Origin of the sequence: Pseudomonas sp. RIT288 (assembly GCF_000631985.1) — a bacterium.
GTDB lineage: Bacteria > Pseudomonadota > Gammaproteobacteria > Pseudomonadales > Pseudomonadaceae > Aquipseudomonas.
Window position 1 is genome coordinate 351855 of sequence record NZ_JFYN01000012.1, and the last position, 25367, is coordinate 377221.

At 60.9% G+C, this 25367-nt stretch carries 26 protein-coding genes; 15 read left to right on the top strand and 11 right to left on the bottom strand.

The window, feature by feature from the left end:
* Positions 1–341 precede the first annotated feature (341 nt).
* The 3 genes from BW33_RS13250 to BW33_RS13260 form a co-directional block, all read right to left on the bottom strand.
* A complete protein-coding gene (locus BW33_RS13250) occupies positions 342–938 on the bottom strand; it encodes a superoxide dismutase (protein ID WP_003227660.1) in 597 nt (198 codons plus the stop codon).
* Positions 939–1114: 176 nt separating this feature from the next.
* Complete coding sequence (locus BW33_RS13255) at positions 1115–1717, bottom strand: LysE/ArgO family amino acid transporter (protein WP_047599421.1); 603 nt, start codon at positions 1715–1717, stop codon at positions 1115–1117.
* 5 nt (positions 1718–1722) lie between these two features.
* A complete protein-coding gene (locus BW33_RS13260; RefSeq protein WP_047599422.1) occupies positions 1723–2124 on the bottom strand; it encodes an ACT domain-containing protein in 402 nt (133 codons plus the stop codon).
* Positions 2125–2220: 96 nt separating this feature from the next.
* Here BW33_RS13260 and BW33_RS13265 point away from each other — a divergent pair, with 96 nt between their 5' ends.
* The 4 genes from BW33_RS13265 to BW33_RS13280 all read left to right on the top strand — a co-directional run bounded on the left by BW33_RS13265 (position 2221) and on the right by BW33_RS13280 (position 6192).
* Entirely contained in the window at positions 2221–3114 is an 894-nt protein-coding gene (locus BW33_RS13265; protein ID WP_047599425.1) for a LysR family transcriptional regulator ArgP, read from the top strand.
* Positions 3115–3167: 53 nt separating this feature from the next.
* Positions 3168–4160, top strand: coding sequence for an NAD-dependent epimerase/dehydratase family protein (locus BW33_RS13270; RefSeq protein WP_047599426.1), 993 nt, complete (start codon positions 3168–3170; stop codon positions 4158–4160).
* Positions 4161–4275: 115 nt separating this feature from the next.
* Complete coding sequence (locus BW33_RS13275) at positions 4276–5109, top strand: ATPase (RefSeq protein WP_047599427.1); 834 nt, start codon at positions 4276–4278, stop codon at positions 5107–5109.
* Between the two features lie 234 nt (positions 5110–5343).
* Positions 5344–6192 (top strand): cache domain-containing protein, encoded by an 849-nt coding sequence (locus tag BW33_RS13280; protein WP_047599430.1) that lies wholly within the window; start codon positions 5344–5346, stop codon positions 6190–6192.
* Positions 6193–6319: 127 nt separating this feature from the next.
* On the opposite strand, the gene BW33_RS13285 is transcribed toward BW33_RS13280, so the two are convergent.
* Positions 6320–7837, bottom strand: a complete 1518-nt coding sequence (locus tag BW33_RS13285) for an MDR family MFS transporter (RefSeq protein WP_047599431.1) — start codon at positions 7835–7837, stop codon at positions 6320–6322.
* A 79-nt stretch (positions 7838–7916) separates the two neighbouring features.
* The gene (pobA, locus tag BW33_RS13290; RefSeq protein ID WP_047599433.1) at positions 7917–9110 is read right to left on the bottom strand and encodes a 4-hydroxybenzoate 3-monooxygenase; all 1194 of its coding nucleotides are present in this window, start codon (positions 9108–9110) and stop codon (positions 7917–7919) included.
* Positions 9111–9288: 178 nt separating this feature from the next.
* On the opposite strand from pobA, the gene BW33_RS13295 reads away from it, so the two are divergent.
* Complete coding sequence (locus BW33_RS13295) at positions 9289–10173, top strand: helix-turn-helix domain-containing protein (protein ID WP_047599435.1); 885 nt, start codon at positions 9289–9291, stop codon at positions 10171–10173.
* A gap of 136 nt (positions 10174–10309) precedes the next feature.
* On the opposite strand, the gene BW33_RS29985 is transcribed toward BW33_RS13295, so the two are convergent.
* Positions 10310–10486 (bottom strand): hypothetical protein, encoded by a 177-nt coding sequence (locus tag BW33_RS29985; protein WP_007964044.1) that lies wholly within the window; start codon positions 10484–10486, stop codon positions 10310–10312.
* A gap of 178 nt (positions 10487–10664) precedes the next feature.
* Positions 10665–11570, bottom strand: coding sequence for a LysR family transcriptional regulator (locus BW33_RS13300; RefSeq protein ID WP_201771627.1), 906 nt, complete (start codon positions 11568–11570; stop codon positions 10665–10667).
* Between the two features lie 114 nt (positions 11571–11684).
* Between BW33_RS13300 and BW33_RS13305 the strand changes: the two genes are divergently transcribed.
* Together BW33_RS13305 and BW33_RS13310 are read left to right on the top strand one after the other, a co-directional pair.
* The gene (locus tag BW33_RS13305; protein WP_047599438.1) at positions 11685–12563 is read left to right on the top strand and encodes an MBL fold metallo-hydrolase; all 879 of its coding nucleotides are present in this window, start codon (positions 11685–11687) and stop codon (positions 12561–12563) included.
* Positions 12564–12783: 220 nt separating this feature from the next.
* On the top strand, positions 12784–13398 hold the full coding sequence (locus tag BW33_RS13310; protein WP_047599439.1) for an NAD(P)-dependent oxidoreductase: 615 nt from the start codon (positions 12784–12786) through the stop codon (positions 13396–13398).
* Positions 13399–13527: 129 nt separating this feature from the next.
* On the opposite strand, the gene BW33_RS13315 is transcribed toward BW33_RS13310, so the two are convergent.
* Positions 13528–14409, bottom strand: coding sequence for a LysR substrate-binding domain-containing protein (locus BW33_RS13315; protein ID WP_047599440.1), 882 nt, complete (start codon positions 14407–14409; stop codon positions 13528–13530).
* A 225-nt stretch (positions 14410–14634) separates the two neighbouring features.
* On the opposite strand from BW33_RS13315, the gene BW33_RS13320 reads away from it, so the two are divergent.
* The 6 genes from BW33_RS13320 to BW33_RS13345 all read left to right on the top strand — a co-directional run bounded on the left by BW33_RS13320 (position 14635) and on the right by BW33_RS13345 (position 21943).
* Positions 14635–16272 (top strand): 5-guanidino-2-oxopentanoate decarboxylase, encoded by a 1638-nt coding sequence (locus tag BW33_RS13320; RefSeq protein ID WP_047599442.1) that lies wholly within the window; start codon positions 14635–14637, stop codon positions 16270–16272.
* Positions 16269–17720, top strand: coding sequence for an aldehyde dehydrogenase family protein (locus BW33_RS13325; RefSeq protein WP_047599443.1), 1452 nt, complete (start codon positions 16269–16271; stop codon positions 17718–17720). Before BW33_RS13320 ends, BW33_RS13325 begins: the two co-directional genes overlap by 4 nt.
* A gap of 217 nt (positions 17721–17937) precedes the next feature.
* Positions 17938–19041 (top strand): ABC transporter substrate-binding protein, encoded by a 1104-nt coding sequence (locus tag BW33_RS13330; protein ID WP_027612490.1) that lies wholly within the window; start codon positions 17938–17940, stop codon positions 19039–19041.
* Between the two features lie 79 nt (positions 19042–19120).
* Complete coding sequence (locus BW33_RS13335) at positions 19121–20029, top strand: ABC transporter permease (RefSeq protein ID WP_047599444.1); 909 nt, start codon at positions 19121–19123, stop codon at positions 20027–20029.
* A complete protein-coding gene (locus BW33_RS13340) occupies positions 20026–20874 on the top strand; it encodes an ABC transporter permease (RefSeq protein ID WP_047599445.1) in 849 nt (282 codons plus the stop codon). Before BW33_RS13335 ends, BW33_RS13340 begins: the two co-directional genes overlap by 4 nt.
* Before the next feature lie 13 nt (positions 20875–20887).
* Complete coding sequence (locus tag BW33_RS13345) at positions 20888–21943, top strand: ABC transporter ATP-binding protein (protein ID WP_047599446.1); 1056 nt, start codon at positions 20888–20890, stop codon at positions 21941–21943.
* A 125-nt stretch (positions 21944–22068) separates the two neighbouring features.
* Here the strand turns inward: BW33_RS13345 and BW33_RS13350 are convergent, their stop codons facing one another.
* A complete protein-coding gene (locus BW33_RS13350; protein ID WP_047599447.1) occupies positions 22069–22998 on the bottom strand; it encodes an AraC family transcriptional regulator in 930 nt (309 codons plus the stop codon).
* Between the two features lie 397 nt (positions 22999–23395).
* Between BW33_RS13350 and BW33_RS13355 the strand changes: the two genes are divergently transcribed.
* Both BW33_RS13355 and BW33_RS13360 read left to right on the top strand, forming a co-directional pair.
* Positions 23396–23749, top strand: coding sequence for an antibiotic biosynthesis monooxygenase family protein (locus BW33_RS13355; protein ID WP_007965870.1), 354 nt, complete (start codon positions 23396–23398; stop codon positions 23747–23749).
* A gap of 43 nt (positions 23750–23792) precedes the next feature.
* Complete coding sequence (locus BW33_RS13360; protein ID WP_047296118.1) at positions 23793–24035, top strand: hypothetical protein; 243 nt, start codon at positions 23793–23795, stop codon at positions 24033–24035.
* Between the two features lie 6 nt (positions 24036–24041).
* Here the strand turns inward: BW33_RS13360 and BW33_RS13365 are convergent, their stop codons facing one another.
* Positions 24042–24671: a flavin reductase family protein gene (locus tag BW33_RS13365; protein WP_047599450.1), complete on the bottom strand. Its 630-nt coding sequence runs from the start codon at positions 24669–24671 to the stop codon at positions 24042–24044.
* 280 nt (positions 24672–24951) lie between these two features.
* Positions 24952–25227 carry a hypothetical protein gene (locus BW33_RS13370; RefSeq protein ID WP_047599451.1) on the bottom strand — a complete coding sequence of 92 codons (276 nt, stop codon included), beginning with the start codon at positions 25225–25227 and terminating at the stop codon, positions 24952–24954.
* Positions 25228–25367 lie beyond the last annotated feature (140 nt).

A 25367-nucleotide genomic window follows, 5' to 3' on the forward strand; every position in this document is an offset into this window, starting at 1 on the left:
GTTCCGTGCGGGTAGCGTCAAGTTGCCATGAGTATTGGCAATCCCGTGTTGCCAGTCAAAGGGACAATCGAGCCTCGGAACATTTGCCCGTGGCCTTGGCCGAAATGCTGCTGTCTGGAGTATCAGCTCTATTTGTACTGTGTCGGTAGTGTCGGCCCTCAACTTGAGCAGTCTGGAACAAATTTTCCTCGGTTTGATGTTAGTCCGCTGGGCCGCACCAGCAAGTGGCCGGAGCCAGCGTTCATTGTGAGAAAAACGCTATTCCCTGCGGCAGCTCCTACAGGGGAATAGCAGGCATAAAAAAACCCGGCCGTAGCCGGGTTTCTTATCTGGCGCGCAGCTTAAGCGGTGAAGGTTTTGCCTTCGAACTGCTCAGCGACGAACTTCCAGTTGACCAGGTTCCAGAACGCCTCAACGTACTTCGGACGCAGGTTGCGGTAGTCGATGTAGTAAGCGTGTTCCCAGACGTCGCAGGTCAGCAGCGGGGTGTCGCCGCTGGTCAGCGGGTTGCCGGCGCCGATGGTGCTGGCCAGGGCCAGGGAACCGTCAGCCTTTTTCACCAGCCAGCCCCAGCCGGAACCGAAGGTGCCGATCGAGGTTTTGCTGAACTCTTCCTTGAACTTGTCGAACGAACCGAAAGCCGCGTTGATGGCCTCAGCCAGTGCGCCGGTTGGTTGACCGCCGGCGTTTGGCGCCAGGCAGTTCCAGTAGAAAGTGTGGTTCCAGACCTGAGCGGCGTTGTTGAAGATGCCGCCCGAGGAAGTCTTGACGATCTCTTCCAGGGTCTTGCCTTCGAACTCGGTGCCTGGCACCAGGTTGTTCAGGTTCACGACATAGGTGTTGTGGTGCTTGTCGTGGTGAAATTCCAGGGTTTCCTTGGAAATGTGCGGCTGCAGGGCATCGTGTGCGTAAGGCAGCGGCGGCAATTCGAAAGCCATGATGATTCTCCTAATCAGGTCTGTTGCGGTGAGCGCAAGGCCGATCACGGGCGGCCAGAAATGCACCGACGAGTTTTTACTCTTTGCGGCGCAGGGTTCGGATCATAGCACCGGGGTCAAGGCTTAACCACGCAACAACTGTGTGGGATAGAGGTTCCAGAGCCTTTTGGAATAAATCAGTTGGCGATAATCAATTGGCCCGCCACCGTGAACATCATCACTGCCACCAGAAGATCAAGAATCCGCCAGGTACTCGGGCGAGCCAGCCACGGCGCAAGCCATGCCGCACCAAGGGCGAGTGTGAAGAACCACAGCAGCGACGCACTCGCCGCTCCCACGACATAAGCGCCCGGCACTGATTGCTGCGCGCCAAGTGAACCGATCAGCAATACCGTATCGAGATAAACGTGTGGGTTGAGCAGAGTCACCGCCAATGCACTGAGCATCACCGCGCGCAACGAGCGTACGGTGTGGTTTTCGCCCTGATCCAGACTCTGTTTCGAGAACGCCCGGCGCAGCGCCTGACTGCCATACCAGATCAGAAAAACTGCGCCGCCCCAGCGTGCCACCGCGAGCAATGTCGGGTTCTGCGCCAACACGGTCGCCAGACCAAACACTCCGGCCGCCACCAGCAGCGCATCGCACGCTACACACAACGCCGCCACCGGCAGGTGATGTTCGTGGCGCAGGCTTTGAGCCAGGACAAAAGCGTTCTGGGTGCCGATCGCCATGATCAGCCCCAGCGCCACCAGCAATCCGTTCACATAGCTTTGCCACATAAGGATTACTCCGCGTTGGCTGCGAGATCGCGCAGCACTTGCATGGCGCGCTCGGCGTCGGCCTGACCGACAAACAAATGATCGTGGTAGTAACCGGCGATCACGTTGCAGCTGATCCCTGCCTTGCCCAGCGCGCTGGCGAACGCAGCGGTGAGGCCGACCGCTTCCAGTGCCGAATGCACATTCAGGGTGATCCACGCCGCGACATAATCAAAACTGAACCCGGCGTGTTCAGCCTGGGAGCGTTCGAGGATCACGGTCAGGCCTTCCTGTTCGCGAAAGCTGCCGACAATCTCTACACCGCTCGGCAACTGGCCGTCACACAGGGTGCAAAACACATATTCGCCGGCATTGAGCTGCGGGCTCATGCTGCGTAGCAGAGTCGTGAGTAAGGTTTCGCCAGCCATTGCAGTGTTCCTTGATAAAGAGTGCTTGCTGGCTATTCTCCGGTCGAAAGCGGTATAAGAAAAACCAATAGTGCTGATCGCTCATTAGGAAAACTGATGTTCGACTACAAATTGCTTTCCGCGCTGGCCGCCGTGGTCGAGCAGGCTGGATTCGAACGCGCCGCGCAGGTGCTGGGCTTGTCGCAATCGGCGATTTCCCAGCGGATCAAACTGCTGGAAGCGCGGGTCGGCCAACCGGTGCTGGTGCGCGGCACACCACCGTCACCGACCGAGATTGGCCGGCGCCTGCTCAACCATGTGCAGCAGGTGCGCCTGCTTGAGCGTGACTTGCAGACGCTGGTGCCGGCGCTCGATGAAGAGGGTCTGCCGGAACGTCTGCGCATCGCCATCAACGCCGACAGCCTCGCCACCTGGTGGGCCGAAGCCGTGGGCGATTTCTGCGCCGAGCAGCATTTATTGCTGGATCTGGTGGTGGAAGATCAGACCGTCGGCCTCAAGCGCATGCGTGCCGGGGAAGTCGCGGCGTGTGTCTGTGCCAGCGAACGCCCGGTAGCCGGCGCGCGCAGCGTGTTGCTCGGGGCGATGCGCTATCGGGCGCTGGCCAGTCCGGCGTTTATCGAGCGGCATTTCCCCGACGGCGTGCGCGCCGAACAGTTGCCGCGCACGCCGGCGCTGGTGTTCGGCCCGGATGATTTTCTCCAGCATCGCTACCTCGCATCGCTCGGTGTCGATGGTGGTTTCGAGCATCATTTGTGCCCGTCCTCCGAAGGATTTGTGCGCCTGACCGAAGCCGGGTTCGGCTGGGGACTGGTGCCGGAACTGCAAGTGCGCGATCAGCTGCAACGCGGCGTATTGCGCGAACTGTTGCCAGATAAACCGATCGATGTGCCGTTGTACTGGCATCATTGGCGCAATGGCGGTCAGTTGCTGGGGTTGCTGACCGAACAATTGCTACGTTCTTCATCACGCTGGCTGGTGCCCTTGGGCTGACGGTCAGCGTCAAGACAGACGTATCAGGTAAACGAAAGACATCGGAGCGTTACATGAAAATTCTGGTCACCGGCGCAAGCGGCTTCATTGGCGGACGCTTTGCGCGTTTCGCTTTGGAGCAGGGCCTGGACGTGCGGGTCAACGGTCGCCGGGCCGAGAGCGTCGAACATCTGGTGCGCCGTGGCGCCGAGTTCGTCCCGGGCGACCTCACCGATGCGGATCTGGTGCGCGAGCTCTGTGCCGACGTCGAAGCCGTGGTGCACTGCGCCGGTGCCGTCGGTGTGTGGGGGCGCTATCAGGACTTTCATCAGGGTAACGTGCAGGTCACCGAAAATGTCGTCGAAGCCTGCCTCAAACAGCGCGTGCGGCGGCTGGTGCATCTGTCGTCGCCGTCGATCTACTTCGATGGCCGCGATCACCTCGGCCTGACCGAAGAGCAAGTGCCCAAGCGCTTCAAGCATCACTACGCGGCGACCAAATACCTGGCCGAGCAAAAGGTCTTCGGCGCGCAGGAATTCGGTCTGGAAACCATCGCCCTGCGCCCGCGCTTTGTCACCGGTGCTGGCGACATGAGCATCTTCCCGCGCCTGCTGAACATGCAGCGCAAGGGGCGTCTGGCGATCATCGGTGACGGCCTGAACAAGGTCGACTTCACCAGCGTGCAGAACCTCAATGAAGCGCTGCTCAGCAGTCTGCTGGCGGCTGGTTCCGCGTTGGGCAAGGCCTACAACATCAGCAATGGCGCGCCGGTGCCGTTGTGGGATGTGGTCAATTACGTGATGCGCAAGATGGAAGTGCCGCAGGTCAGCAAATACCGTTCATACGGCCTGGCCTACAGCGTCGCGGCGCTCAATGAAGGCGCCTGCAAACTCTGGCCGGGCCGCCCGGAGCCGACCCTGTCGCGGTTGGGCATGCAAGTCATGAAGAAAAATTTCACCCTCGACATCAGTCGCGCCCGGCATTATCTGGACTACGATCCGAAAGTCAGCCTGTGGTCGGCCCTCGACGAGTTCTGTGGCTGGTGGAAAGCTCAGGACATCCGTTGATACAAGTCGTCCGCCGGCAATGAACCGCACAGCCGCTTGAGGGTCAATCCCTGCGGCTGCGGCGGTTATACTTCGCAGCATTTAGCCATCACCGCGTTCCACAAAGGTTGCCTCAATGTCCATGCGTAACGATGCCAACGACGATTTCGACGATGTACCGAGCCTGCGGGCCGACACCTTTGACGACGATGACATTCCGCCCACCGCCCGCACCTCCGTGCACTCGCGTACGCCGCCGGTGGTCAAGGTCAAGGCTGCGAGTACCGGGCCGCTTTGGGCACTGGTCGGCGCGTTGTTCTTTGCCTTCATCGGTCTGGCCTGGTGGAGCTTCCAGCAGATCTCGCTGATGGAGCAGCAATTGGTTGCGACCCAGGAAAGCTTTGCGCGCATCAGCGAGGAAGCGGCGGGGCGCCTGCAGGACATTTCCGGCAAGGTCGTCGCCAGTCAGAGCAACGTCAACAGCGACAGCGAAGCACTGAAGCAGCAGATCAAACAGCTGGAAACCCAGTTGCTGGACCAAAGCAAACAGCAGCAAGGCGTGGTCGGTCAGGCCAGCGATCTGGACAAGCGTCTGGCGCAGATGACCGCGCAGACCACCGAACAACAGAACGCCAATACCCAGTTGCAGGCTCAGGTCAAAGCCTTGAGCGCCGAACTGGCGACCCTGAAAAGCGCCCCGGCCGACACCGGCAAGTTCGATGCGCAGCTCAAGAGCCTGGGTGCCGACATCGCCGCGCTGAAGAAGCAAGGCAATCCGAGCGCGGCGATCGAGCGTCTGGAGCAGGAAATCGTGGTTCTCAAGAGTGAACAGGACAACCGCCCGGCCGCTGCGCAGGGTGGCGGCAATACCGCCGAGTTCGACGCATTCCGCGGGCAGATGACCCGCAACATCAACACCCTGCAGGCGCAGATCCAGAACCTGCAGCAGCAGATCAACGCCCGGCCGTAGGGCCTGACTCAGGAAATCTTGTGGCGAGGGAGCTTGCTCCCGCTGCAGTGCGAAGCGCTCCCCTGCTTTCGTTCAGGTAGAGCGCATTTGCAGGTTTTGCGACTGCTTCGCAGTTGAGCGGGAGCAAGCTTCCTCGCTACCGGAAATGCGGCAACTTCTGGATTCATCTTCGACCGCCGTCCGCCCCCAAGCCGTCTACGCTCTTGAAACATCAACAAGAACGAGGGATGCGTTATGGGGTTTTTGCATAAAGTGGCGTGGCTCGGGGTGATGCTTTTTGTGGGGGCAGGGCAGGTCAACGCTGCCGCCACACAAAAGGACGACAGCAAGGCTGCCATCGCTTTGCTGGAAAAGGCGCTGGCCTATTACCACGACAATGGCGACAAGGCCTTCGCCGCGTTCAGCCGGCAGGGTGAGTTCGTCGACAAGGATCGCTACGTGTTCGTGGTCGACACCAAAGGCGTGATGCTCGCCAGCGGCGGACCATCCTCTGCCTTGATCGGTCGCGATGTCAGCGAAGTGCTAGGGCCGGATTTGCAAAAGGCCTTCAAGGACGCGTTGTTGGTGCCCGAGGGCAACGGTATCCAGCAAGCCGAATATCGCTGGCAGAACTGGGCGGACGGCAAGGTCGAGCGCAAGCATGTGTACTACCAGCGCATCGGCCAGCGGATTCTGGCCGTCGGTTATTACTTGCCACGGGCGTCGGCGGAACAGGCCAAGACCCTGCTCGACAAAGCTGCGACTGACCTGGGCAAGGACGAGAAAGGCACGCTGACAGCCGTCAACTCGCTCAAGGGCGGTTATCTGCAGGACGACCTGTACGTGTTCGTGGTCGATCTGGACACCCAACGCTACGTTGCCCACGGCACCAACCTGCGCTTGATCAACACCGATTTCAGCAAGATCAAGGATCCGGAAGGCAAACCGGTGGGCGAGCCGATTCTGGCGCTGATCGCCAAACAGGATGACGGCGAATATGAATACCGCTGGAAAAACCCGGTGACCGGCAAGGTCGAAGACAAACACGCCTACCTGAAGAAGGTCGGGCATTTTCTGGTGGCGGTGGGCTACTACAGCCCCTGAAAACACCTTTGTCCCCCTGTGGGAGCGAGCCTGCTCGCGAAGGCATAGTGTCAGCTGACATCACAGTTGAATGACACACCGCTTTCGCGAGCAGGCTCGCTCCCACAGGTTTTCGTGGCACTTGTGCCTATTTAGCGCCGTGCTCGCGCCCGCGCAGCAGGTTGTTCGGCATTGCAATCGCCGCCGCCAGCCCCAGCAGCGACACCGCCGTACTCACCCACAGCAGATGCCGGAACGTCACCGAAAGCTCTGCGCGCAAGGCGTTCTGGGCATCACCCGGTGCGGCGTTCAAACCGTCGAGCAGCACGTTGCCCGAATGCCCCTCGCTGATCAGCGAGTTGCTCGCCAGATGGGCAAAGCTCGAATCCTGCAACAAGGCCAGCAACAACGCCGACATCAACGCCACACCCACCGCGCCCCCCAGCGAACGGAACAGGTTGGTGGTGCTGGTGGCGACGCCGATGTCGCGTTGGTCAACCGAGTTCTGCGTGCCCACCAGTGAGGTCGGGAACTGCATGCCGCCGGCAATCCCGCTGAGCAGCATGAACAGACTGCTGACCAGCGTTGCATCCGGTGGGCTGAACGCCATGCCGAGAATCGACAGCGGCATCAGGATCGCACCGGTCAGGATCTGCGGTTTGTAGCGTCCGGTGATCGACGTGCGCCTGCCGGCGAAATAGGCACCGATCGGCAGGCCCATGGCCAACGGCAACAGGTGCAATGCGGCACTGTCGGCCCCGGCACCGGTGACACTCTGAAAGCGCAGCGGCATTAGCACGATCAGCGAAATCGCCTGAAAACTGGTGAAGAAAATCGTGCACCAGCACAGCAAAGCATTGCGGTTGGTGAACAGGTGCATCGGCAGCAGCGGCTCGCGTGCCCGACGTTCATGCCAGACGAACACCGCGAGCACCAGCACTGCACAGGCGAACAAACCGAGCACTTCACTGCTGCGCCACGAATGACCCTGACCGACCTGGGTGATGGCCAGCAGCAGGGCGGTCAAACCGATGATCATCAACAGCGTACCGAGGTAGTCGATGATCGGTTTGCGCTGCGGAATCGGCAGCCCGCGCAGATTGCGATTGGCAACCCACCAGGCGCCTAGCCCCAGTGGCAGATTGATCAGAAACACCCAGCGCCACGACAGGTACTCGGTCATGTAGCCGCCGAGCACCGGCCCGGCGACGCTGGCCACCGCGTACATGCTGCTGAAGTAACCCTGATAACGCCCGCGCTCGCGCGGCGGGACGATGTCGCCGATGATCGCCTGACTCACCGAAATCATTCCGCCGGCACCGATGCCCTGGAGAATCCGCGCCAGCACCAGTTGTTCCATGCTTTGCGCCATGCCGCAAAACAGCGAGGCGAGGGTGAACAGGCCCATGCCGAACAGCATCAGTTTGCGCCGTCCGTACAGGTCGCCGAGCTTGCCGTAGATCGGCACGGCCACGGTCATCGCCACCATGTACCCGGAAATCACCCAGGCCAGCAGACTGACGTCCTTGAACTGTGCGGAGATGGCGGGCATCGAGACGGCGACGATGGTCTGGTCCAGCGCGCCGAGAAAAATCGCCATCATCAACGCCACCAGCACGCTGCGAATGGCCGGTTTGGGCGTTTCAGGGTGATTGAGATTGGTCACGGGCGAGCCTGCGGGCAGTGATGGACCCGCGCTGCCATCGCGCGCGGGTGGATGCTCGCCAGTGTAAGTCGATAGCAGGCTATTCGATAGCCTCGTACGGAAGTCCGACGTAATTTTCTGCAATGGTTTTTCGACCCGCTTCTGAACTGACAAAGTAGTCCAGTTCCGAGGCGCTGATCCGTTGGCTGAAATCGTCGTGCTCGTCGAAGCGGTGCAGCATGGTGGTCATCCACCAGGAAAACCGTTCGGCTTTCCACACCCGGCGCAGACAGATCTCCGAGTATTTCTCCAGCAGATCGGTGCGTCCGTCGCGATAAACCTTCAGCAGAATGTTGAACAGCGTGCTGACATCGCTGGCGGCCAGGTTCAGGCCCTTGGCGCCGGTGGGCGGCACAATGTGCGCGGCATCGCCGAGCAGAAACATCCGTCCGTACTGCATCGGCTCGACGACAAAACTGCGCAGCGGCGCGATGCTTTTTTCAATCGATGGGCCGGTCACCAGTTTCTCCGCAAGCGTCGCCGGCAAGCGGGTTTTGAGCTCATCCCAAAAGCGCTGATCGGACCAGTCGGCGACGTTTTCCTCGGCCGGCACTTGCAGGTAGTAACGGGTGCGCGTGGCCGAGCGCATGCTGCACAGGGCAAAGCCACGCTCGTGACGGGCATAAACCAGCTCTTCGTGCACCGGCGGGGTGTCGGCAAGAATCCCCAGCCAGCCGAACGGATAGACCCGTTCGAAAATCTTCAGGCAGTCCTCGGGAATCGACTGCCGGGCCACGCCGTGAAAGCCGTCGCAACCGGCGATGTAATCGCAATCGACGCGCCAGGTTTCACCGTCTTTTTCGAAGGTGACAAACGCCTCGTCGCTTTTCATGCCGTGAGGAGCGACATGGCTCGCCGTGTAAATCGTTGGCGCACTGGTCTCCCGACGAGCGGCCATCAGGTCGCGAGTGACTTCGGTCTGACCGTAAACCATGACGGTTTTGCCGCCGGTCAAACCCTTCAGATCGATGTGCGCCAGACGCCCGTCCAATGCCAGATCGAAGCCGGTGTGCACCAGCCCTTCGGCATCCATGCGTGCACCCACGCCGGCCTGGCGCAACAGCTCTACCATGCCTTGTTCAAGCACGCCGGCGCGAATTCGCCCGAGGACATAGTCGGGCGACTGACGTTCAACAATCAGGGTGTCGATGCCGGCGTTGTGCAACAACTGGCCGAGGAGCAATCCGGACGGACCGGCGCCAATGATGGCGACTTGGGTTTTCAGCGTTTTCATTGTTTTTATGACTCGCAAGCTTCACACGACAGAAGAAGGTGAATGATTTTTTATGGATCGAGTGCTTGCATTTTTCCCTTGCGGGTCTGTCAATTGAAGGTGAAAACTGAGCCGATACCTGTACATTCTGCCAATCGGTGCGATTATCGCCCGCAACCTCGAGGCCTGGATTGAAGTGATGAACAAGCCTGCCCTGCCTTCGATTCCGGTGTTCAAGCTCTACGGTGAAAGCCTGGACTGGCCGACCCCTGACTTGCTGCACTGTGAAACCATTTCCAAACGCAGCCGCGAACATCAATGGGAAATCAAACCCCACCGCCACGCCGATTTGTGCCAGTTGCTCTTCGTCTTCAAAGGTCAGGCAGAGCTTGAAATCGAAGGTCAACGCACGCAGCTCAACGAACCCGCCATACAAGTCCTGCCACCATTGTCGGTGCATGGCTTTCGCTTTTCCGAGGACGTCGAAGGATTCGTCGTCACCCTCGCCAATCCGCTGATCAATCACCTGCAGGCGCAACTGGGCAATTCGGTCCATGCACTGGCCCAGGCCGAACACTACCCGGCGGGCAAGGATGCGCAGTACCTGAACAGTCTGTTTTCCGCGTTGCAGGCCGAGTACAACGGCCATCAGCCGGCGCGGGAAATGCTCATGCATTCGCTGGTCAGCGTGATCATGGTCTGGGTCAGCCGGCAGGCGCTCGTGCGCCATAACGCCAGCCAACGGCCGCAACGCCAGCGCGAGTACCTCAACGGTTTTATTCAATTGGTGGAGGAGACGTACCGCCAGCATGTGAAGGTCGAAGACCTGGCCCATCGCCTGGGAATTTCGGTGTCACACCTCAACGGCACCTGCCGCGAACTGGCAGGGCAGCCAGCGCTGCAGATCATGCATGAACGTCAGTTACTGGAAGCCAAACGTTTGCTGACCTACACCAGCATGACCATTTACGAGATGTCGGAGTTGTTGGGGTTTTCCGATCCGACCAACTTCACGCGCCTGTTCCGGCGTAGGGTTGGAATTTCGCCAAAGGCCTTTCGTGACCGGCTGAAGGCCGATCAGTGATCTTGTAAACGCTGCAAAGTCCTGTGTGAGCGAGCCTGCTCGCGAAGGCGGTTTTTCATTCAGCATTGTTGTTGGCTGACACACCGCTTTCGCGAGCAGGCTCGCTCCCACAGGATCGCATTCCAGCTCAGATCATTCAGCGCAACGCATTAAGCGTCGCGTTATGCGGAATGCAGCGCTCGAAATTGCAGCTCGCATACTCGCGCGGCAGTTGTCGCAGTTGCTCGACCCGCCAGGCCGCGGTGCCGTACAGCGCAAGCGTGGCGGCGCAGGTGATGAAAATCGCGAAGTACCTTCTTGTTCTGATGTTCATGGCGTAGACCTCTGAACGCATACCCTGCGGTATTACTTTCAGCATAGGTCAGCGGCATAGAGTTGCCAGCCACAAACCTGTGGGAGCGAGCCTGCTCGCGAAAGCGGTGTGTCAGCCACGATACTGTCGACTGACACACCCTTTTCGCGAGCAGGCTCGCTCCCACAGGGGATTGAGTTTACAAGCCGATATCCCAGTCGGGATTTTCCGGGAATCGTTCGACGAGAAAATCCAGCATGCTGCGCAACGCCGCCGGCATGTGCTTGCGTGAGGCGTACACCGCGTAGATGTTCATCTGCCGTGGCTCGGCGTCGGGCAGCAGGCGCACCAGTTCACCGGCATGCACATGCACCCCGGCCTGATAGGTCGGCAGCATCGCCACGCCCGCACCGGCCAGGGTTGCGCGCAACAGAGTGCTGGCCTCGTTGGCGCTGATGTTGCCCTGCACCGGCACCGACACGGGCTCAGCGTTCTCCTCGAAATGCCACAGGCTCTTGCCGAAGTAGGAGTGGGTCAGGCAGTTGTGTCGGCTCAGGTCCTCGACCCGTTGCGGTGGCGGGTTGTCGCGCAGATAAGCCGGTGCGGCGCAGACCACCGAACGGCACACGGTCAGGCGCCGGGCGATCAGGTTCGGGTCCAGGTCATTGCTGGTGCGGATCGCCAGATCGATGCGTTCATCCACCAGATTCACCGTGCGGTCGAGCATCTGCATGTCGATGCTGACCCCGGGGTAGCGTTTGACGTACGCCGCCATCGCATCGGCCAGTTGCGCCTGACCAAACGAGGTACTGACACTGATGCGCAGCAGTCCGCGCGGTGCCTCGTCGGGTTCGCTGACGGCGGCCTGCATGTCAGTCGAGAGTTCGAGCATCTGCCGGCAGCGCGGCAGGATTTCGCTGCCGGCGGCGGTCAGGCTCAACTTGCGTGTGGTGCGGTGCATCAGGCGCGCACCGACCCAGTCTTCCAGCTCCGCCAGATAACGCGACACCACCGGCCGTGACAGGTCCAGATGATCGGCCGCCGCCGATTGGCTGCCCAGATCCACTACGGTGACAAACACCCGCATTGCTTGAAGACGATCCATGATTTGCCCGCTTTCAGAAACAAACTATGTCCAAGCATCGCATTTTTTGTACCGAGTCAGGCAACTAAGCTCTGTCCCATCGCCAAACACGGCATTCGGACCACGGAGCAACAGATGATCGGCTTCACTACCCTCAAGCGCGTTTTGCTGGCCACCGCCACCCTCGGTTTCGCGGCCCACGCCGCTGCCGCCAACCTGACCCTGGATGTCTACAACCCGGGCACTCATGCGATTTTCCCGGTGACTTCGGTGCTGGTCAGCGGCGAGAAAGACGCGATTCTGGTCGATGCGCAATTCGGCAAGGCCCAGGCCGAGCAGGTGGTGGAAAAGATCCGCGCCAGCGGCAAGCACCTGACCACCATTTACATCAGCCACGGTGACCCGGATTACTACTTCGGCCTCGACACCTTGACCCAGGCTTTCCCCGACGCCACCGTGCTGGCCTCGCAGCCGACCGTTGATCACATCAACAAAACCGTCGCCGGCAAACTCGCCTTCTGGGGCCCGAAAATGGGTGCGGACGTGCCGGGCAAAACCATCGTACCGGGCGTGCTCAAGGGTGACAGCCTGATGCTTGAAGGGCAGAAGTTGCAGGTGGTCGGCCTTGAAGGCAAACAACCGGATCGCAGCTTCGTGTGGATTCCGTCGCTCAAGGCCGTGGTCGGTGGCGTTGTAGTCGCCGAGAACATTCATGTGTGGATGGCCGACACCCAGACTGCGCAATCCCATGCCGACTGGCTGCAAACCCTGCATTCGATCGAAACCCTGAAGCCGAAAACCGTGGTGCCCGGTCACTACCTGGGCGAGAGCAGCCACTCGCTGGCCAGCGTGAAATTCACCGCCGACTACATTAAGGCTTTCGACGAAGAAACCGCCAAGGCCAAGGATTCCGCCGCACTGATCAAGGCCATGCAAAAGCGCTACCCGACACTCGGCGAAGAAAGCTCGCTGGAGCTGAGCGCCAAAGTCGCCAAGGGCGAGATGAAGTGGTAACCCGATTTATCTGAAACAGAGATCCAGAGGACTTTTGTGGCGAGGGAGCTTGCTCCTGCCCGCCTGCGCAGCAGGCGCAAAACCTGCACATGCGTTGTATCTGAAACAGGCGGGGAGTGCTTCGCCCTCCAGCGGGAGCAAGCTCCCTCGCCACAGGGAATACCGCTTCAAGATTAGATTTATGCCGTCGTTGAAACTCTCAAGCCAACTGGAGAATGTCATGAGCAAGATCGCAATCATTGGTGCCACCGGCCGTGCCGGTAGCCAACTGCTGGAAGAAGCCCTGCGTCGCGGCCATAACGTCACCGCCATCGCCCGCGACACCTCGAAGATCGGCTCGCGTGCCGGTGTGGTCAGCAAGAATGTCGATGTGCTGGATTCGGCGGCGCTGCAAGCCGCAGTCGCCGGTCACGACGTGGTGATCAGCGCCGCGCATTTCGCCACGGTACCGGCCAGTGCCGTGGTCGGCCCGGTGAAGCAGGCGGGCGTGAAGCGTCTGCTGGTGGTCGGCGGTGCCGGTTCGCTGTTGCTGCCGGACAACACCCGAGTGATCGACAGCGCGGGTTTCCCGGCCGAGTACAAAACCGAGGCCAGTGCTGGCGCAGCGTTTCTCGATGCCTTGCGTTCGGAGCAGGAGCTGGACTGGACCTTCCTCTCGCCATCGGCAGAGTTTGTCGAAGGTGAGCGCACTGGCACCTTTCGCGTTGGCAAGGATCACTTGCTGGTGAGTGCCGAAGGTCGCAGCTGGATCACCTTCGCCGATTACGCGATTGCGTTGATCGACGAAGTGGAAACGCCGAAGCATTCGCGTCAGCGGTTTACGGTCGGCTACTGACCTGCAAACGCAACCCGTGTAGGAGCTGCCGCAGGCTCGGGCCGCGATCGGACGATCTTTTGAATTTGATCCTAAAATAAGATCAAAAGATCGCAGCCTTCGGCAGCTCCTACAGGGTGTTTGTGTGTTTCAGCGGGCATGCGCCTGTTCCACCAGCCAGATCATCAATGCCTCAAGCTGCGGCGACGCCCCGCTGCCTTGCGGCATCACCACGTAGTAGCCCAACCCCGTTTTCACCTTCAGATCAAACGGCATCACCAGCCGCCCCGCGCGCAGGTCGTCGCCGATCAGCGACCAGTCGCCAATCGCCACCCCCGTTCCATGCGACGCCATCGACATCGCCTGATCCAGGGTCTCGAAATGCTGCCCGTTGTTGACGTTGCTCAGCTGCAATTCGGCAGCGGTCAGCCACACCGTCCAGTCCTGGGTGTCGCGGGTCGGATGCAGCAGCAGATGCTGTTGCAGATCGGCCAGCTCGTTCAGCGCCGGTGGGCCTTTCAGTAACGCTGGCGAACAGACCGGCGTCAGTTGTTCGTCGAACAAGTGCAGGGCGGTCGAGGAGTTGTCCGGCGGCGTGCCGTAGATCACCGCCGCATCGAATTGCTCGCGCTGAAAGTCGACGCCATGGGCCAGCGTGGTGGTCAGTTTGACCGGCACGTCCGGGCGTTCCTTTTGCCATTGCAGCAAGCGCGGCACCAGCCAGCGCATCACGCAGCTCGGCGCCTTGAGTTGCAGGGTTTGCCGCTTGCGACCGATCTGCTCGGTGGCCTCGCTGATCAAACCGAAGATCTTTTCCACCCGGGGCAGCCATTCACGTCCTTCGGCGGTCAGCTCCAGGCCTCGCGCCAGACGAATGAATAGCTCATACCCCAGATGATCCTCGAGCCCGGCGATCTGCCGGCTCACGGCACCCTGGGTGATGTGCAACTGCTCGGCTGCCCGGGTGAAGTTGCAGCACTGCGCGGTGATCAGAAACGTGTGCAGGGCGGGCAGGGGAGGCAGTCGTTTCATGTGGATCCAAGGTATGACGTGAGGACATGGCTAGTATGACTTTTAATCGATTGTTGCCGCTACCTGCCGCCCGTTCAATGAGCCCATGTTCAGGTCATGTGGGAGCGAGCCTGCTCGCGAAGGCTGTTTCACATTCAGCATTGATGTTGGCTGATCCAGCGCTTTCGCGAGCAGGCTCGCTCCCACACGGGATCTGTGTTTTTAGCTGAAAAAAGGGCAATCGACATGGCGACGTGTGGCGAAGTACTGGTCAAGTTACTCGAGGATTACGGGGTCGAGCAGGTGTTCGGCATTCCCGGGGTGCACACCGTGGAGCTGTATCGCGGGCTGGCCCGTTCGAGCATCAACCACGTCACTCCACGGCACGAACAGGGTGCCGGATTCATGGCCGACGGCTATGCGCGCACCAGCGGCAAACCGGGTGTGTGCTTCATCATTACCGGCCCGGGCATGACCAACATCACCACCGCGATGGGTCAGGCGTACGCCGATTCGATCCCGATGCTGGTGATCTCCAGCGTACAGACCCGCAGCCAGTTGGGCGGTGGTCGCGGCAAGCTGCATGAGCTGCCGAACCAGAGCGCACTGGTCGGTGGCGTGGCGGCGTTCTCCCACACCCTGATGTCCGCTGCAGAATTGCCGGGCGTGCTGGCCCGTGCCTTCGCGCTGTTCCAGGCCGGGCGTCCGCGTCCGGTGCACATCGAAATTCCGCTGGACGTGCTGGTGGAAGAGGCCGATGAACTGCTCGCCAGCATTCCGGTGCATATCGACCGCGCCGGGGCCGCACCGGCTGCCGTACGGCGCATGACTGAGTGGCTGGCCGGCGCTCAGCGCCCGCTGATTCTCGCTGGTGGCGGCGCCATCGATGCCGCCGCCGAACTCACCGAACTGGCCGAGCTGCTCGACGCCCCGGTGGCGCTGACCATCAACGCCAAAGGCATGTTGCCGTCCAGCCATCCGCTGCTGATCGGCTCGACGCAAAGCCTGGTCGCGACCCGCGCACTGGTGGCCGATGCCGACGTGGTGCTGGCGATCGGTACCGAACTGGCCGAAACCGATTACGACGTGACCTTCGCTGGCGGCTTTGAAATCCCCGGCAAGCTGTTGCGCATCGACATCGATGCCGATCAGACCGTGCGCAACTATCCGCCGCACGTGGCGTTGGTCGCCGACTCGCGCAACGCCGCGCAAGCGCTGCTCGGCGCACTGTCGCGGCAGGCGCTGGCCGAGCGGCGCAACGATTGGGGCCAGGTGCGGGCGGCGCGTCTGCGTGATGATCTGGCCGCGACCTGGGACGCGCCAACACTGGCCCAGACACGCTTCCTCGAAACCGTCCTGCACGAGTTGCCGGACGCAGTATTCGTCGGCGACTCTACACAACCGGTGTACACCGGCAACCTCACGTTCAACCCGGAACGTCCACGACGCTGGTTCAACTCGTCCACCGGTTACGGCACCCTCGGTTACGCCTTGCCGGCGGCGATTGGCGCGTGGCTCGGTGGCGGCATTGAGGGCGGCGCTCGTCCGCCAGTGGTGTGCCTGATCGGCGACGGCGGCTTGCAGTTCACCCTGCCGGAACTGGCCAGCGCGGTTGAAGCGCACACGCCGGTGATCGTCCTGCTGTGGAATAACCAGGGCTATGAAGAGATCAAGAAGTACATGGTCAACCGCGCCATCGAACCGGTCGGCGTCGACATCTACACCCCGGATTTCATCGGCGTCGCCAAGGCCCTTGGCTGCGCCGCCGAAGCGATCAGCACGGTTGAACAATTGCGCAGCGCGCTGCGTGCCGCCACCGATCGTCAGGGCCCGACCCTGATCGAAATCGACCAGACCCAATGGATGCAGGCGGTGGCCCAATGATCAATTTTCCAACCACACTCGATGGTCTGTACATCAACGGCCAATGGTCGGCCGGGCGTGAACACCTGCGGGTGATCAACCCGGCAACCGAGGCGCTGCTGACCACGGTCAATGGCGGCGATGAAAGCGCGGTCGATCTGGCCGTCAGCGCCGCCACTGAAGCGTTCAAGCACTGGTCGAAAACCAGCGGTGCCGAACGCGCTGCGATTCTGCGCAACATCGCCAATGGCGTGCGCGACGGTCGCGATCACCTGATGAAATTGCAGTCGAGCAACAACGGCAAACCGCAGTTCGAAGCGACGATCGACGTCGATGATGTGATCGCCACCTTCGAGTATTACGCCGGGTTGGCCGAGGGCCTCGATGCGCAACTTGATAGCAACGTAGAACTGCCCAGCGATGATTTCAGCGCGCGTCTGCGTCGTGAGCCGTGCGGTGTGGTCGGGCTGATCGTGCCGTGGAATTTCCCGATGGTCACCACCGCGTGGAAACTTGCGCCGGCGCTGGCCGCCGGTTGCTGCGTGGTGCTCAAACCGTCGGAAGTCACGCCGCTGCCGGAGCTGGAACTGGCGGCGATCATCGCTGAGTCCGGTCTGCCCAGCGGCGTATTCAACGTGGTGTGCGGCACTGGTCTGGCGGTCGGTGCGCCGCTGTCGGCGGATCCGCGCATCGCCAAAGTTTCCTTTACCGGCAGCAACGCTGTGGGCGTGCAGGTGATGCAGCGTGCCGCCGAAACGGTGAAGGGCGTGAGCCTGGAACTGGGTGGCAAATCTTCGTTGCTGGTGCTCGAAGATGCCGATCTGGAACTGGCAGTGGAACTGGCTTGCGGCGGTGGTTTCTTCAATGCCGGGCAGATGTGTTCGGCCACCAGTCGCGTGCTGGTTGCCGATGAGCTGGCCGATGAGTTTCTTGAGCGTCTGCAAAAGCGCGCGCAAGCGATTCGCGTGGCCGATCCGTTCGACCCGGACGTGGAGATGGGCGCGCTGGTCAATCAGGCGCAATACCAACGCGTGCTCGGTCACATCGACCGCGGTTTGAGTGCCGGCGCGAAGCTGTTGTGCGGCGGCAATCGTCCGGCAGATCTGCCGCGCGGCTATTTTTTGCAGCCGACGGTGTTCACCGACGTGCCCCTCGACAGTGCGCTGTGGTGCGAAGAGATTTTTGGCCCGGTGCTCTGCGTGCGCAGTTTCAGCAACGAAGCCGAGGCGATTGCCCTGGCCAATGACAGCCAGTTCGGGTTGGTCGCCAGTGTGGTGACGCGTAACGCCGAGACTGCCGACCGGGTCGCCAACGCCCTGCAGGCGGGGCTTGTGTGGCTCAACGCGCCGCAAGTGATCTTCCCGCAGACGGCGTGGGGCGGCTACAAGCAGAGCAGCATCGGCCGTGAACTGGGGCCGTGGGGCCTGGCCGCGTTTCAGGAAATCAAACACGTGATCCGGGCGCTCTGAACGCCCGAAAAAGGTGAGCGCATGCCTCGCAACGAGGCATGCGTCGGTGTCATGGCTTCGATGAGTTTTTATCGATAGTCAGGTGTATTGCACGACCTCAGGATGACCCCGTCGGCAGCGCTGCAGGCCTTTGAATACAAGGCCTGTAGCGGATCCGGTCGCGCGGGTGCAACGGTTGCGACCAACCTCATACTTAAAAGAACAAAGGGAGTCCTTCATGGGCGAGCATGATCTGAACAGGCGTCAATTCATTAAAACCGTCGGCGTCGCCTCGGTAGCGGCGGCAGCCCTGAGCATGCCCTTCATCCGGGCCAGTGCCAGCGACACGCGATTCGCTGGCAAGACTTTGCGCCTGTTGACCTGGTCGGATGACACCGGCCTCGCCGCACTGCGCAACATTGCCGCGACCTTCGAGGCCAAGACCGGCGCCAAGGTCATCGCCGACCGCACCGGCAGCACCTCGGAAATGGTCGCCAAACTCAAGGCCGGCGGTGACCGTCCGCAGTACGACATCATCACTCTGGCCGGAGTCGGCGCCGAAGGTCTGGCCGCTGCCGGGCTGCTGGAAAAACCCGACCTTAACCGCATTCCCAACCTGATCGACGTACCGGAAAAATACCGCACCGGCGCCAACGGGCACGGTATCGGCTATCTGCTGTGGTGCAACAGTCTGGTCTACAGCACCCGCACCCTCAAACAGGCACCGGACAGCTACGCCGCGTTGTGGGACGCCGATCTGGCGCCGAACATTTTCCTGCCGCCGCCGAACTGGACCGAGGCCATGGATCTGATCATCATCGCCGCGAAACTCGCCGGCGGTGACGAACACAACATCGAACCGGGCTTCAAGAAACTCGCCGAGCTGAAGGATCGCGTGGTCACCCTCGGCGAGAACCCGAACCAGATCGCCGAGCTGTTCCGCACCGGTTCGCTGGACATGGGCGGCTTGTATGCTCCGGCATTCTTCCCCAAGCAGATCCGCGATCCGAACTACGGCCTCGGTGCCACGTTCGGCATGAAGGAAGGTTTCTACACCGACCTGATGCTCTCGGTGATGCCGAAGAACCGTCCGGGCGACACCGACCTGGCCTACGCCTTCATCGACCACTCTCTCGACCCGCTGGTGCAGGGCAAGATGGCCGAAGACATCTTCAACGGCCCGGTCAACGCCAAGGCGATCATCTCCGCCGAAGCGCGCAAGAGCCCGTACATCCTCACTCCGGAGCAGATTGCCGAGAAGGCGATCATGCACGACAACGCCTTCCTGGCCACCGTGCATGACCAATGGATTCGTCGTTATACGGAAATTTTTTCTTCCTGACCTTAACACCCCCTGTAGGAGCCTTCGGCAGCTCCTACAGGGATGTGTTGTTTGGCTTTCCATTGACGAGATCATTGCTATGGAACATCAATCCCTGACCCAACCGGTCGGCGCCGCTGACGTGCGCGCGGCGCGCGGTATTTCGCCGACCGCCCGGGCGTGGTTTTTCCTCACGCCGTCGATGCTGTTTCTCGGTGTGCTGGTCGCCGCCAGCCTGCTGGTGCTGCGCATGAGCGTCGGCACCAAAGGCGCGGAATGGAGCGGATTCAGCCTTGCCAGTTACGCGCAATTGCTCGAACCCTACTATCTGAAATCCCTGCTGCTGACCCTGCGTCTGGCGCTGATCAGTGCAGTGATCGCCGTGCTGCTGGCGATCCCGGTGGCGTACACCATGTCGCGGCTGACCTCGCCGTTCGTGCGGCGGATTTTCCTCGCGGCGGTGCTGTTGCCACTGCTGGTCAATCTGTTGCTGCAGAGCTACGGCTGGCTGGTGATCCTCGGCCCCGGCGGGATGCTCAACCAGACGCTGATGGGCCTGGGCCTGATCAAGCGCCCGATCATGCTGCTGTACAACCAGAACGGCGTGCTGATGGGCCTGGTGCAGACCGCGTTTCCATTGGCCGTGTTGCCGATTGCCAGCGCCATGCGCGGTGTCGCCCGTACTTACGAAGAGGCCGCCGCGACGCTGGGCGCCAGCCGTTTTCAAGTGTTCCGTCAGGTGGTGTTGCCGATGAGTCTGCCGGGGATCATCACCGGGGCGACGCTGGTGTTCGCCTACAACGCCAGCAGTTTTGTCGTGCCGTTGTTGCTCGGTGGCCGCCGTGTGCCGATGCTCGCAGTGATGGTGCATGACCAGATTGCGCCGCTGATGAACTGGCCCGCCGCGTCCGCTGCCGGGGTGGTGCTGATCGTCACCACGCTGGCGATCATGACCTTGTCCGAATACATCACCGGCCGTCGTCGGCGTCTGCTGGAGGCTTCGCAATGAGTACCCTGTTCAAGAAGCGCATGGCGCTGCTGCCCGGCGACACCGGCAAGTTCGCCGGGATCCTCTCCGGGTTCATTCTGCTGCTGGCGGTGTTGCCGATCCTGACCATGATCGTGATGTCGTTCAGCGGTGCGTCAAACCTCGACTTCCCGCCGAGCAGCTACAGCCTGCAGTGGTACAAGGCGGCCTGGCACACCTTCGTCTCGCCAGACGCCAGCGACGTGCTGAGCCTCGGCCAGGCCATGGCCACCAGCCTGCTGGTGTCGTGCCTGACCATGGTCTTCGCCACGCTGATCGCGGTGCCTGCCGCCTATGCGCTGACCCGTTGCGAATTCCGTGGCAAAGCCGTGGCGCTGCAACTGATGTCGCTGCCGCTGGTGTTTCCGATGGTGGTGTTGGGTCTGGCGTTGCTGCTGGTGTTCGACAGCCTGCCGTTCCACCTGACCACTTCGCGACTGGTGATTGCCCACGTGATTCTGGCGCTGCCGTTCGTGGTGAAAAACTGCACCGCCGCGATGCTCTCCATCGGCAGTGAAGTCGAGGAGGCGGCGCGGATGCTCGGCGCTTCGCCGCTGCGGGCGATTGTCGACGTGGTGGTGCCGTTGATGAAGTCGGGGATTCTGGCGGGGATGCTGCTGGCGTTCATCGTCTCGTTCAACGAATTCACCGTGACCTATTTCCTCTACACCATCGACGTCATGACCGTGCCGATCTGGATGTACAGCCGCACCGTGTCATCGCTCGACCCTACCGTGTTCTCGTTTGCCGTGCTGATCGTGCTGATCGACTTCGTCCTGATCTGGGCGCTGGAGAAGCTGGTGGGCGAGGGCGGCGTTTCCTTTTGATTTGAGGTGCAACATGACTGGTCTGATTCTGGAAAACGTCGAGAAATTCTATGGCTCGGCTTGCGCGGTACAGAACGTCAATCTGCATTTGCCGGAAGGCAAACTGGTGTGTTTTCTCGGCCCCTCGGGCTGCGGCAAAACCACCTTGCTGCGGATGATCGCCGGGCTGGAAACCCTCACCGGCGGCGAGATTCGCCTCGACGGCGAGAACATCGGCCACACCCCGGCGCACCTGCGCAATTTCGGCATGGTATTCCAGTCGCTGGCGCTGTTCACGCACATGACCGTCGGCGAGAACATCGCCTATCCGCTGAAACTGCGCGGCGTGAGCAAGGCCGAGCAGCAGGCACGGGTGGTGGAGTTGCTTGAGTTGATCCAGCTGCAAGCGATGATCGACCGGCCGGTGGCGAAACTCTCCGGCGGGCAACGGCAGCGGGTGGCGATTGCGCGGGCCATCGCCTCGCGGCCGAAAATCCTCCTGCTCGACGAACCGTTGTCGGCGCTGGACGCCAAGCTGCGCGAGTCGATGCAGGTGGAAATCCGCCAGTTGCAGCAGCGCTTGAACATCACCACGATCATGGTTACCCACGACCAGCGTGAAGCCATGACCATGGCCGACCTTGTCGTGGTGTTGGGCGAGCACAAGGTGCAGCAGGTGGGCACGCCGATCGAAATCTATCGGCACCCGGCCAACGAGTTCGTCGCCGACTTCATCGGCTCGGGCAACATTTTCCCGGCCACGGCGCTGGGCGACGGCAAGGTCAGCCTGCCGGGCGGTGATGCGCTGCAAGTGCCGATCTGCAGCAGCATCGAGGCGGGGCAGAAGGTGAGGATGCTGATTCGTCCGGAGGACCTGCAACTGTCGGCGCCACAGGCGACGGCGGGCAATCGCTTGCTCGGCAAGGTGACGTTCGTGCGCGATATCGGCGCGACCATCGAGACCACGGTGGAGTGTTCCGGGGTGACGTTCACCGCGTTGAGCACGCCGTGTCAGGGGATTGGTTTGGGGATCGGGCATCCGGTGTCGGTGACGTTGCCGAGCGAGGCGTGTCGGGTGTTGGGGGCTTGATCCGGATTTGATGGTGGTCTTGCCGGCGCCATCGCGAGCAGGCTCACTCCTACAGGGGAACGCATTCCAACTGCAGGAGTGAGCCTGCTCGCGAAAGCGCCAGATGCAGCAACGCCAAGTCCGGATCAGACCGACTGCCGCAACCGCGCCAGATCCCTTAACGGCGGCGCACCAAACAAGCGGCTGTACTCGCGGCTGAACTGCGACGGGCTTTCATACCCCACGCGATAGCCCGCCGCCGACGCTTCCAGCCCTTCGGCCAGCATCAGGCGCCGCGCTTCTTGCAGGCGCAATTGCTTCTGATATTGCAGCGGACTCATCGCGGTCATCGCCTTGAAGCGGTGATGCAGGGTCGAGACGCTGAGGTTGACTTCTTTCGCCAGATCATCGATGCGCAGCGGCTGTTCGAAGTTGCCGTTGAGCCATTTGATCGCCCGGCTGATGCGATGGCTCTGGCTGTTGGCAATCGCGATTTCATACAAGTGATGGCCCTGCGGACTGCGCAGCAGGCGATAGAGAATCTCCCGGCGGATCAGTGGCGCGAGCATGGCGATGTCTTTCGGCGCATCCAGCAGTCGCGCCAGACGCAACACCGCGTCGAGCATCGCGCTGTCGATCTTTTCCACATACAGGCCACGCCCGGTCGGTCGGGTCGGCACGCCCATGGGGCCGGCGTCGGCGATCAGTGCGGTGATTTCCGCCGGGTCGATGTCCAGGCGCACGGCGAGGATCGGCTCCTCGGGCGAGACATTCACTACCCGCCCGCTGAGCGGCATCGAGACCGAGACCACCAGGTAATTCAGCGGGTCGTAATTGAAGTACTCATCGGCCAGGCGCACCTCTTTGCGGCCCTGGGCCATGATGCACAGCGCCGGTTGCGCGAGTACCGGGGCGAAGTCATGGGACTGGGTATGGCGCGACATGAACAGCGAGCCGATGGCGGTCTGATAACTGCCGTCGTCCGTGGTGTTGCGGCGGATGATCGCCGCGAGTTCTGCGCGCTGTTTTTCCATGTCGGCATCGGGTGGAGACTGGAAACGATCGAATGACGTCATGCACGGCATCCTCGGCAAGGAATCTGGAATGGAGCAGAGCATATGTTTGTGCAAGCGCCAGCGGTAGACACATCCTGTCAAATGCTTGCCTGATTCTGCATCGGGATGACTTTGCACCTGTCGCCACTCAACCCTGTAGGAGCTGCCGAAGGCTGCGATCTGTTGATCTTCAAGGCAAAATCAAAAGATCGCAGCCTTTGGCAACTCCTACACAAAACTTGTATGACAGCGGTATGACAGGGGTTTAGCGGTGGTTGCCGGACATTTGTGCAGTCTCGCAGGATTGTGCAACGCAGCGGCAGGAATCGACTAACGGCACCTTGCGCCCGGCCCTTAACCTTGGATCCTGTCGCAGCCCGTCCCCCGGCTGCCACGCGACTCCCTGGGAGGGTTGAACATGTCCAAGCAGATTCCCGTCAGTCATATGGCCTTCGTTCGAGCGCGCGCCGGACGCTCCGCCGAACTCGGTGTACGCCTCAGTGCCTTGATCGAACCGTCACGCAGCGCCCCCGGTTGCCTGAACTTCGCCCTGCAGCATTCGCAATGCGATCCGGAGCTGTGGCTGGTCTCCGGTTTCTGGAGCCATCAACAAGCGATGACCGCCTATTTCAACAGTCCGTCGATGCAGATTTTTGCCGAATTGGTCCAGGACCTGGTGGTCAACAGCCTGGATTTTCACACCTTCAAAGAGGTGTCGGCGGCGCAGGCGCTCGGACAATGTCCGGCACCGATACACAAACTCGCCGGTTGAGGGTTTAATGTCCGGCTTATTGGTCTGAGCCAGGATGTGTGCCATGGCACGTAAAGAGTTTGAACACTTCGAAGCAGTCTCCGCAGTCGTCCCCGTCGAGTTGGGCGGCAACAAGGGTTATCACGCGGCAATCGCGGTCAAGGCCCTGGTCGATGGCGGTGCCCCACGTTTTCACAAACTGCTGGGTGATCAGGTGTTCCCCGGCGCCATTGCTGCCGATGACGCGGCGACCCAGGAGCTGGAACGTCTGCAGGGCGTCACTGATGACGCCGAGCTGATCTGGTAACCGCGCTTACTTGCCCGCACCCGGGCGCCACATCTTGAACAGGGCTTCAGGCCCCAACTGGAAATAATCCGCCGGCCCGCCGCCGCGCAGAATCGGTTCTGCCGCGGCGGTGTCGTAGATCCCGTTCTTCAGCAGCCACTTGGCGATATGCACGGCGACCACTTCGCCGAGAATCAGCCAGCTGGGCACGGTTTCGCCATCGGCGCGCTGCAACTGAATGATCTGCGTGACCTTGCATTCAAAGGAGACCGGGCTTTCGGCCACCCGTGGCACCGCAATCACCCTCGACGCCGCTGGCGTCAGTCCGGCCAATTCAAACTCGTTGACCTCAGGCGCGACCATCGCGCAGCTCTGGTTCATCTGCTCGGCCAGCGGCCGGGTGGCGAGGTTCCAGGCGAACTCGCCGGTCTGCTCGATGTTGTTCAGGCTGTCTTTGCGCCCGACGCTGGAAAAACCAATGATCGGCGGAATGTAGTTGAACGCGTTGAAGAAGCTGTAAGGCGCAAGGTTCAGCTGGCCGTCGGCATCCTGCGAAGATATCCAGCCGATAGGACGCGGACCGACGATGGCGTTGAACGGATCGTGGGGCAGGCCGTGGCCGTTGGTGGGTTCGTAGAAGTGGATGTCATCGGACATGGACGGGGTTCCTCAAGAGGGCAATCTGAAAGACGCCATAGTGTAAGAGCGCTCCGCGTATTTCCAGTCAAACGCTGATCCCCCTGTAGGAGCTGCCGCAGGCTCGGGCCGCGATCGGACGATCTTTTGATTTTGTTTTTAAGATCAAGATCAAAAGATCGTCCGATCGCGGCCCGAGCCTGCGGCAGCTCCTACAGGGGATTTGGGTGGATTTGAGAATTGTGATGTTTCAGAAACGACTAAGCCCGGCCTAAGCCGGGCTATGAAGAACTGCTGATACTCAGCTGATGGCTGCAGCAGTACCGGTTTTATCGAAGCCATCAGCGGCGATGGCGTTGGCAGTACCGGTCTTGTCGAAACCATCGGCGGCGACGGTTTTGCCGATGTTGGTTTTATCGAAACCGTCGGCAGCGTAAGTGCCCGAGTGGCTGGTTTCGATGGCGGCGGTGGCGCCGGAAATGAAGTCGGCCGATTTGGTTTTGTCCGAGCCATCGGCAGCGAAGGTGTTGGCGGCCAGTACGGACAGGGTCAGGGCGAGGATCAGTTTGGTTTTCATGTCAGGTACTCCAGATGGGTTGGCGGTGTGTCTTGCTTGGATTTAATGCTACGCCAACTAAATTGATTAAAAAGCGCAAATTAATGCTAAAAACAATCGATTAACTTGATATTAAGAGCGGCGCATTGATTGGCTTCCAC

Bases quoted from the DNA above. Each gene is read 5' to 3' on its own strand.
- BW33_RS29985 (WP_007964044.1), bottom strand. From the start codon at position 10,486: ATGAACATCAGAACAAGAAGGTACTTCGCGATTTTCATCACCTGCGCC.
- pobA (WP_047599433.1), bottom strand. From the start codon at position 9,110: ATGAAAACGCTGAAAACCCAAGTCGCCATCATTGGCGCCGGTCCGTCC.
- BW33_RS13335 (WP_047599444.1), top strand. From the start codon at position 19,121: ATGGAACATCAATCCCTGACCCAACCGGTCGGCGCCGCTGACGTGCGC.
- BW33_RS13305 (WP_047599438.1), top strand. From the start codon at position 11,685: ATGATCGGCTTCACTACCCTCAAGCGCGTTTTGCTGGCCACCGCCACC.
- BW33_RS13300 (WP_201771627.1), bottom strand. From the start codon at position 11,570: ATGGATCGTCTTCAAGCAATGCGGGTGTTTGTCACCGTAGTGGATCTG.
- BW33_RS13275 (WP_047599427.1), top strand. From the start codon at position 4,276: ATGTCCATGCGTAACGATGCCAACGACGATTTCGACGATGTACCGAGC.
- BW33_RS13370 (WP_047599451.1), bottom strand. From the start codon at position 25,227: ATGAAAACCAAACTGATCCTCGCCCTGACCCTGTCCGTACTGGCCGCC.
- BW33_RS13350 (WP_047599447.1), bottom strand. From the start codon at position 22,998: ATGACGTCATTCGATCGTTTCCAGTCTCCACCCGATGCCGACATGGAA.
- BW33_RS13355 (WP_007965870.1), top strand. From the start codon at position 23,396: ATGTCCAAGCAGATTCCCGTCAGTCATATGGCCTTCGTTCGAGCGCGC.
- BW33_RS13365 (WP_047599450.1), bottom strand. From the start codon at position 24,671: ATGTCCGATGACATCCACTTCTACGAACCCACCAACGGCCACGGCCTG.
- BW33_RS13265 (WP_047599425.1), top strand. From the start codon at position 2,221: ATGTTCGACTACAAATTGCTTTCCGCGCTGGCCGCCGTGGTCGAGCAG.
- BW33_RS13345 (WP_047599446.1), top strand. From the start codon at position 20,888: ATGACTGGTCTGATTCTGGAAAACGTCGAGAAATTCTATGGCTCGGCT.
- BW33_RS13320 (WP_047599442.1), top strand. From the start codon at position 14,635: ATGGCGACGTGTGGCGAAGTACTGGTCAAGTTACTCGAGGATTACGGG.
- BW33_RS13325 (WP_047599443.1), top strand. From the start codon at position 16,269: ATGATCAATTTTCCAACCACACTCGATGGTCTGTACATCAACGGCCAA.
- BW33_RS13280 (WP_047599430.1), top strand. From the start codon at position 5,344: ATGGGGTTTTTGCATAAAGTGGCGTGGCTCGGGGTGATGCTTTTTGTG.
- BW33_RS13315 (WP_047599440.1), bottom strand. From the start codon at position 14,409: ATGAAACGACTGCCTCCCCTGCCCGCCCTGCACACGTTTCTGATCACC.
- BW33_RS13270 (WP_047599426.1), top strand. From the start codon at position 3,168: ATGAAAATTCTGGTCACCGGCGCAAGCGGCTTCATTGGCGGACGCTTT.
- BW33_RS13360 (WP_047296118.1), top strand. From the start codon at position 23,793: ATGGCACGTAAAGAGTTTGAACACTTCGAAGCAGTCTCCGCAGTCGTC.
- BW33_RS13250 (WP_003227660.1), bottom strand. From the start codon at position 938: ATGGCTTTCGAATTGCCGCCGCTGCCTTACGCACACGATGCCCTGCAG.
- BW33_RS13330 (WP_027612490.1), top strand. From the start codon at position 17,938: ATGGGCGAGCATGATCTGAACAGGCGTCAATTCATTAAAACCGTCGGC.
- BW33_RS13255 (WP_047599421.1), bottom strand. From the start codon at position 1,717: ATGTGGCAAAGCTATGTGAACGGATTGCTGGTGGCGCTGGGGCTGATC.
- BW33_RS13310 (WP_047599439.1), top strand. From the start codon at position 12,784: ATGAGCAAGATCGCAATCATTGGTGCCACCGGCCGTGCCGGTAGCCAA.
- BW33_RS13295 (WP_047599435.1), top strand. From the start codon at position 9,289: ATGAACAAGCCTGCCCTGCCTTCGATTCCGGTGTTCAAGCTCTACGGT.
- BW33_RS13260 (WP_047599422.1), bottom strand. From the start codon at position 2,124: ATGGCTGGCGAAACCTTACTCACGACTCTGCTACGCAGCATGAGCCCG.
- BW33_RS13340 (WP_047599445.1), top strand. From the start codon at position 20,026: ATGAGTACCCTGTTCAAGAAGCGCATGGCGCTGCTGCCCGGCGACACC.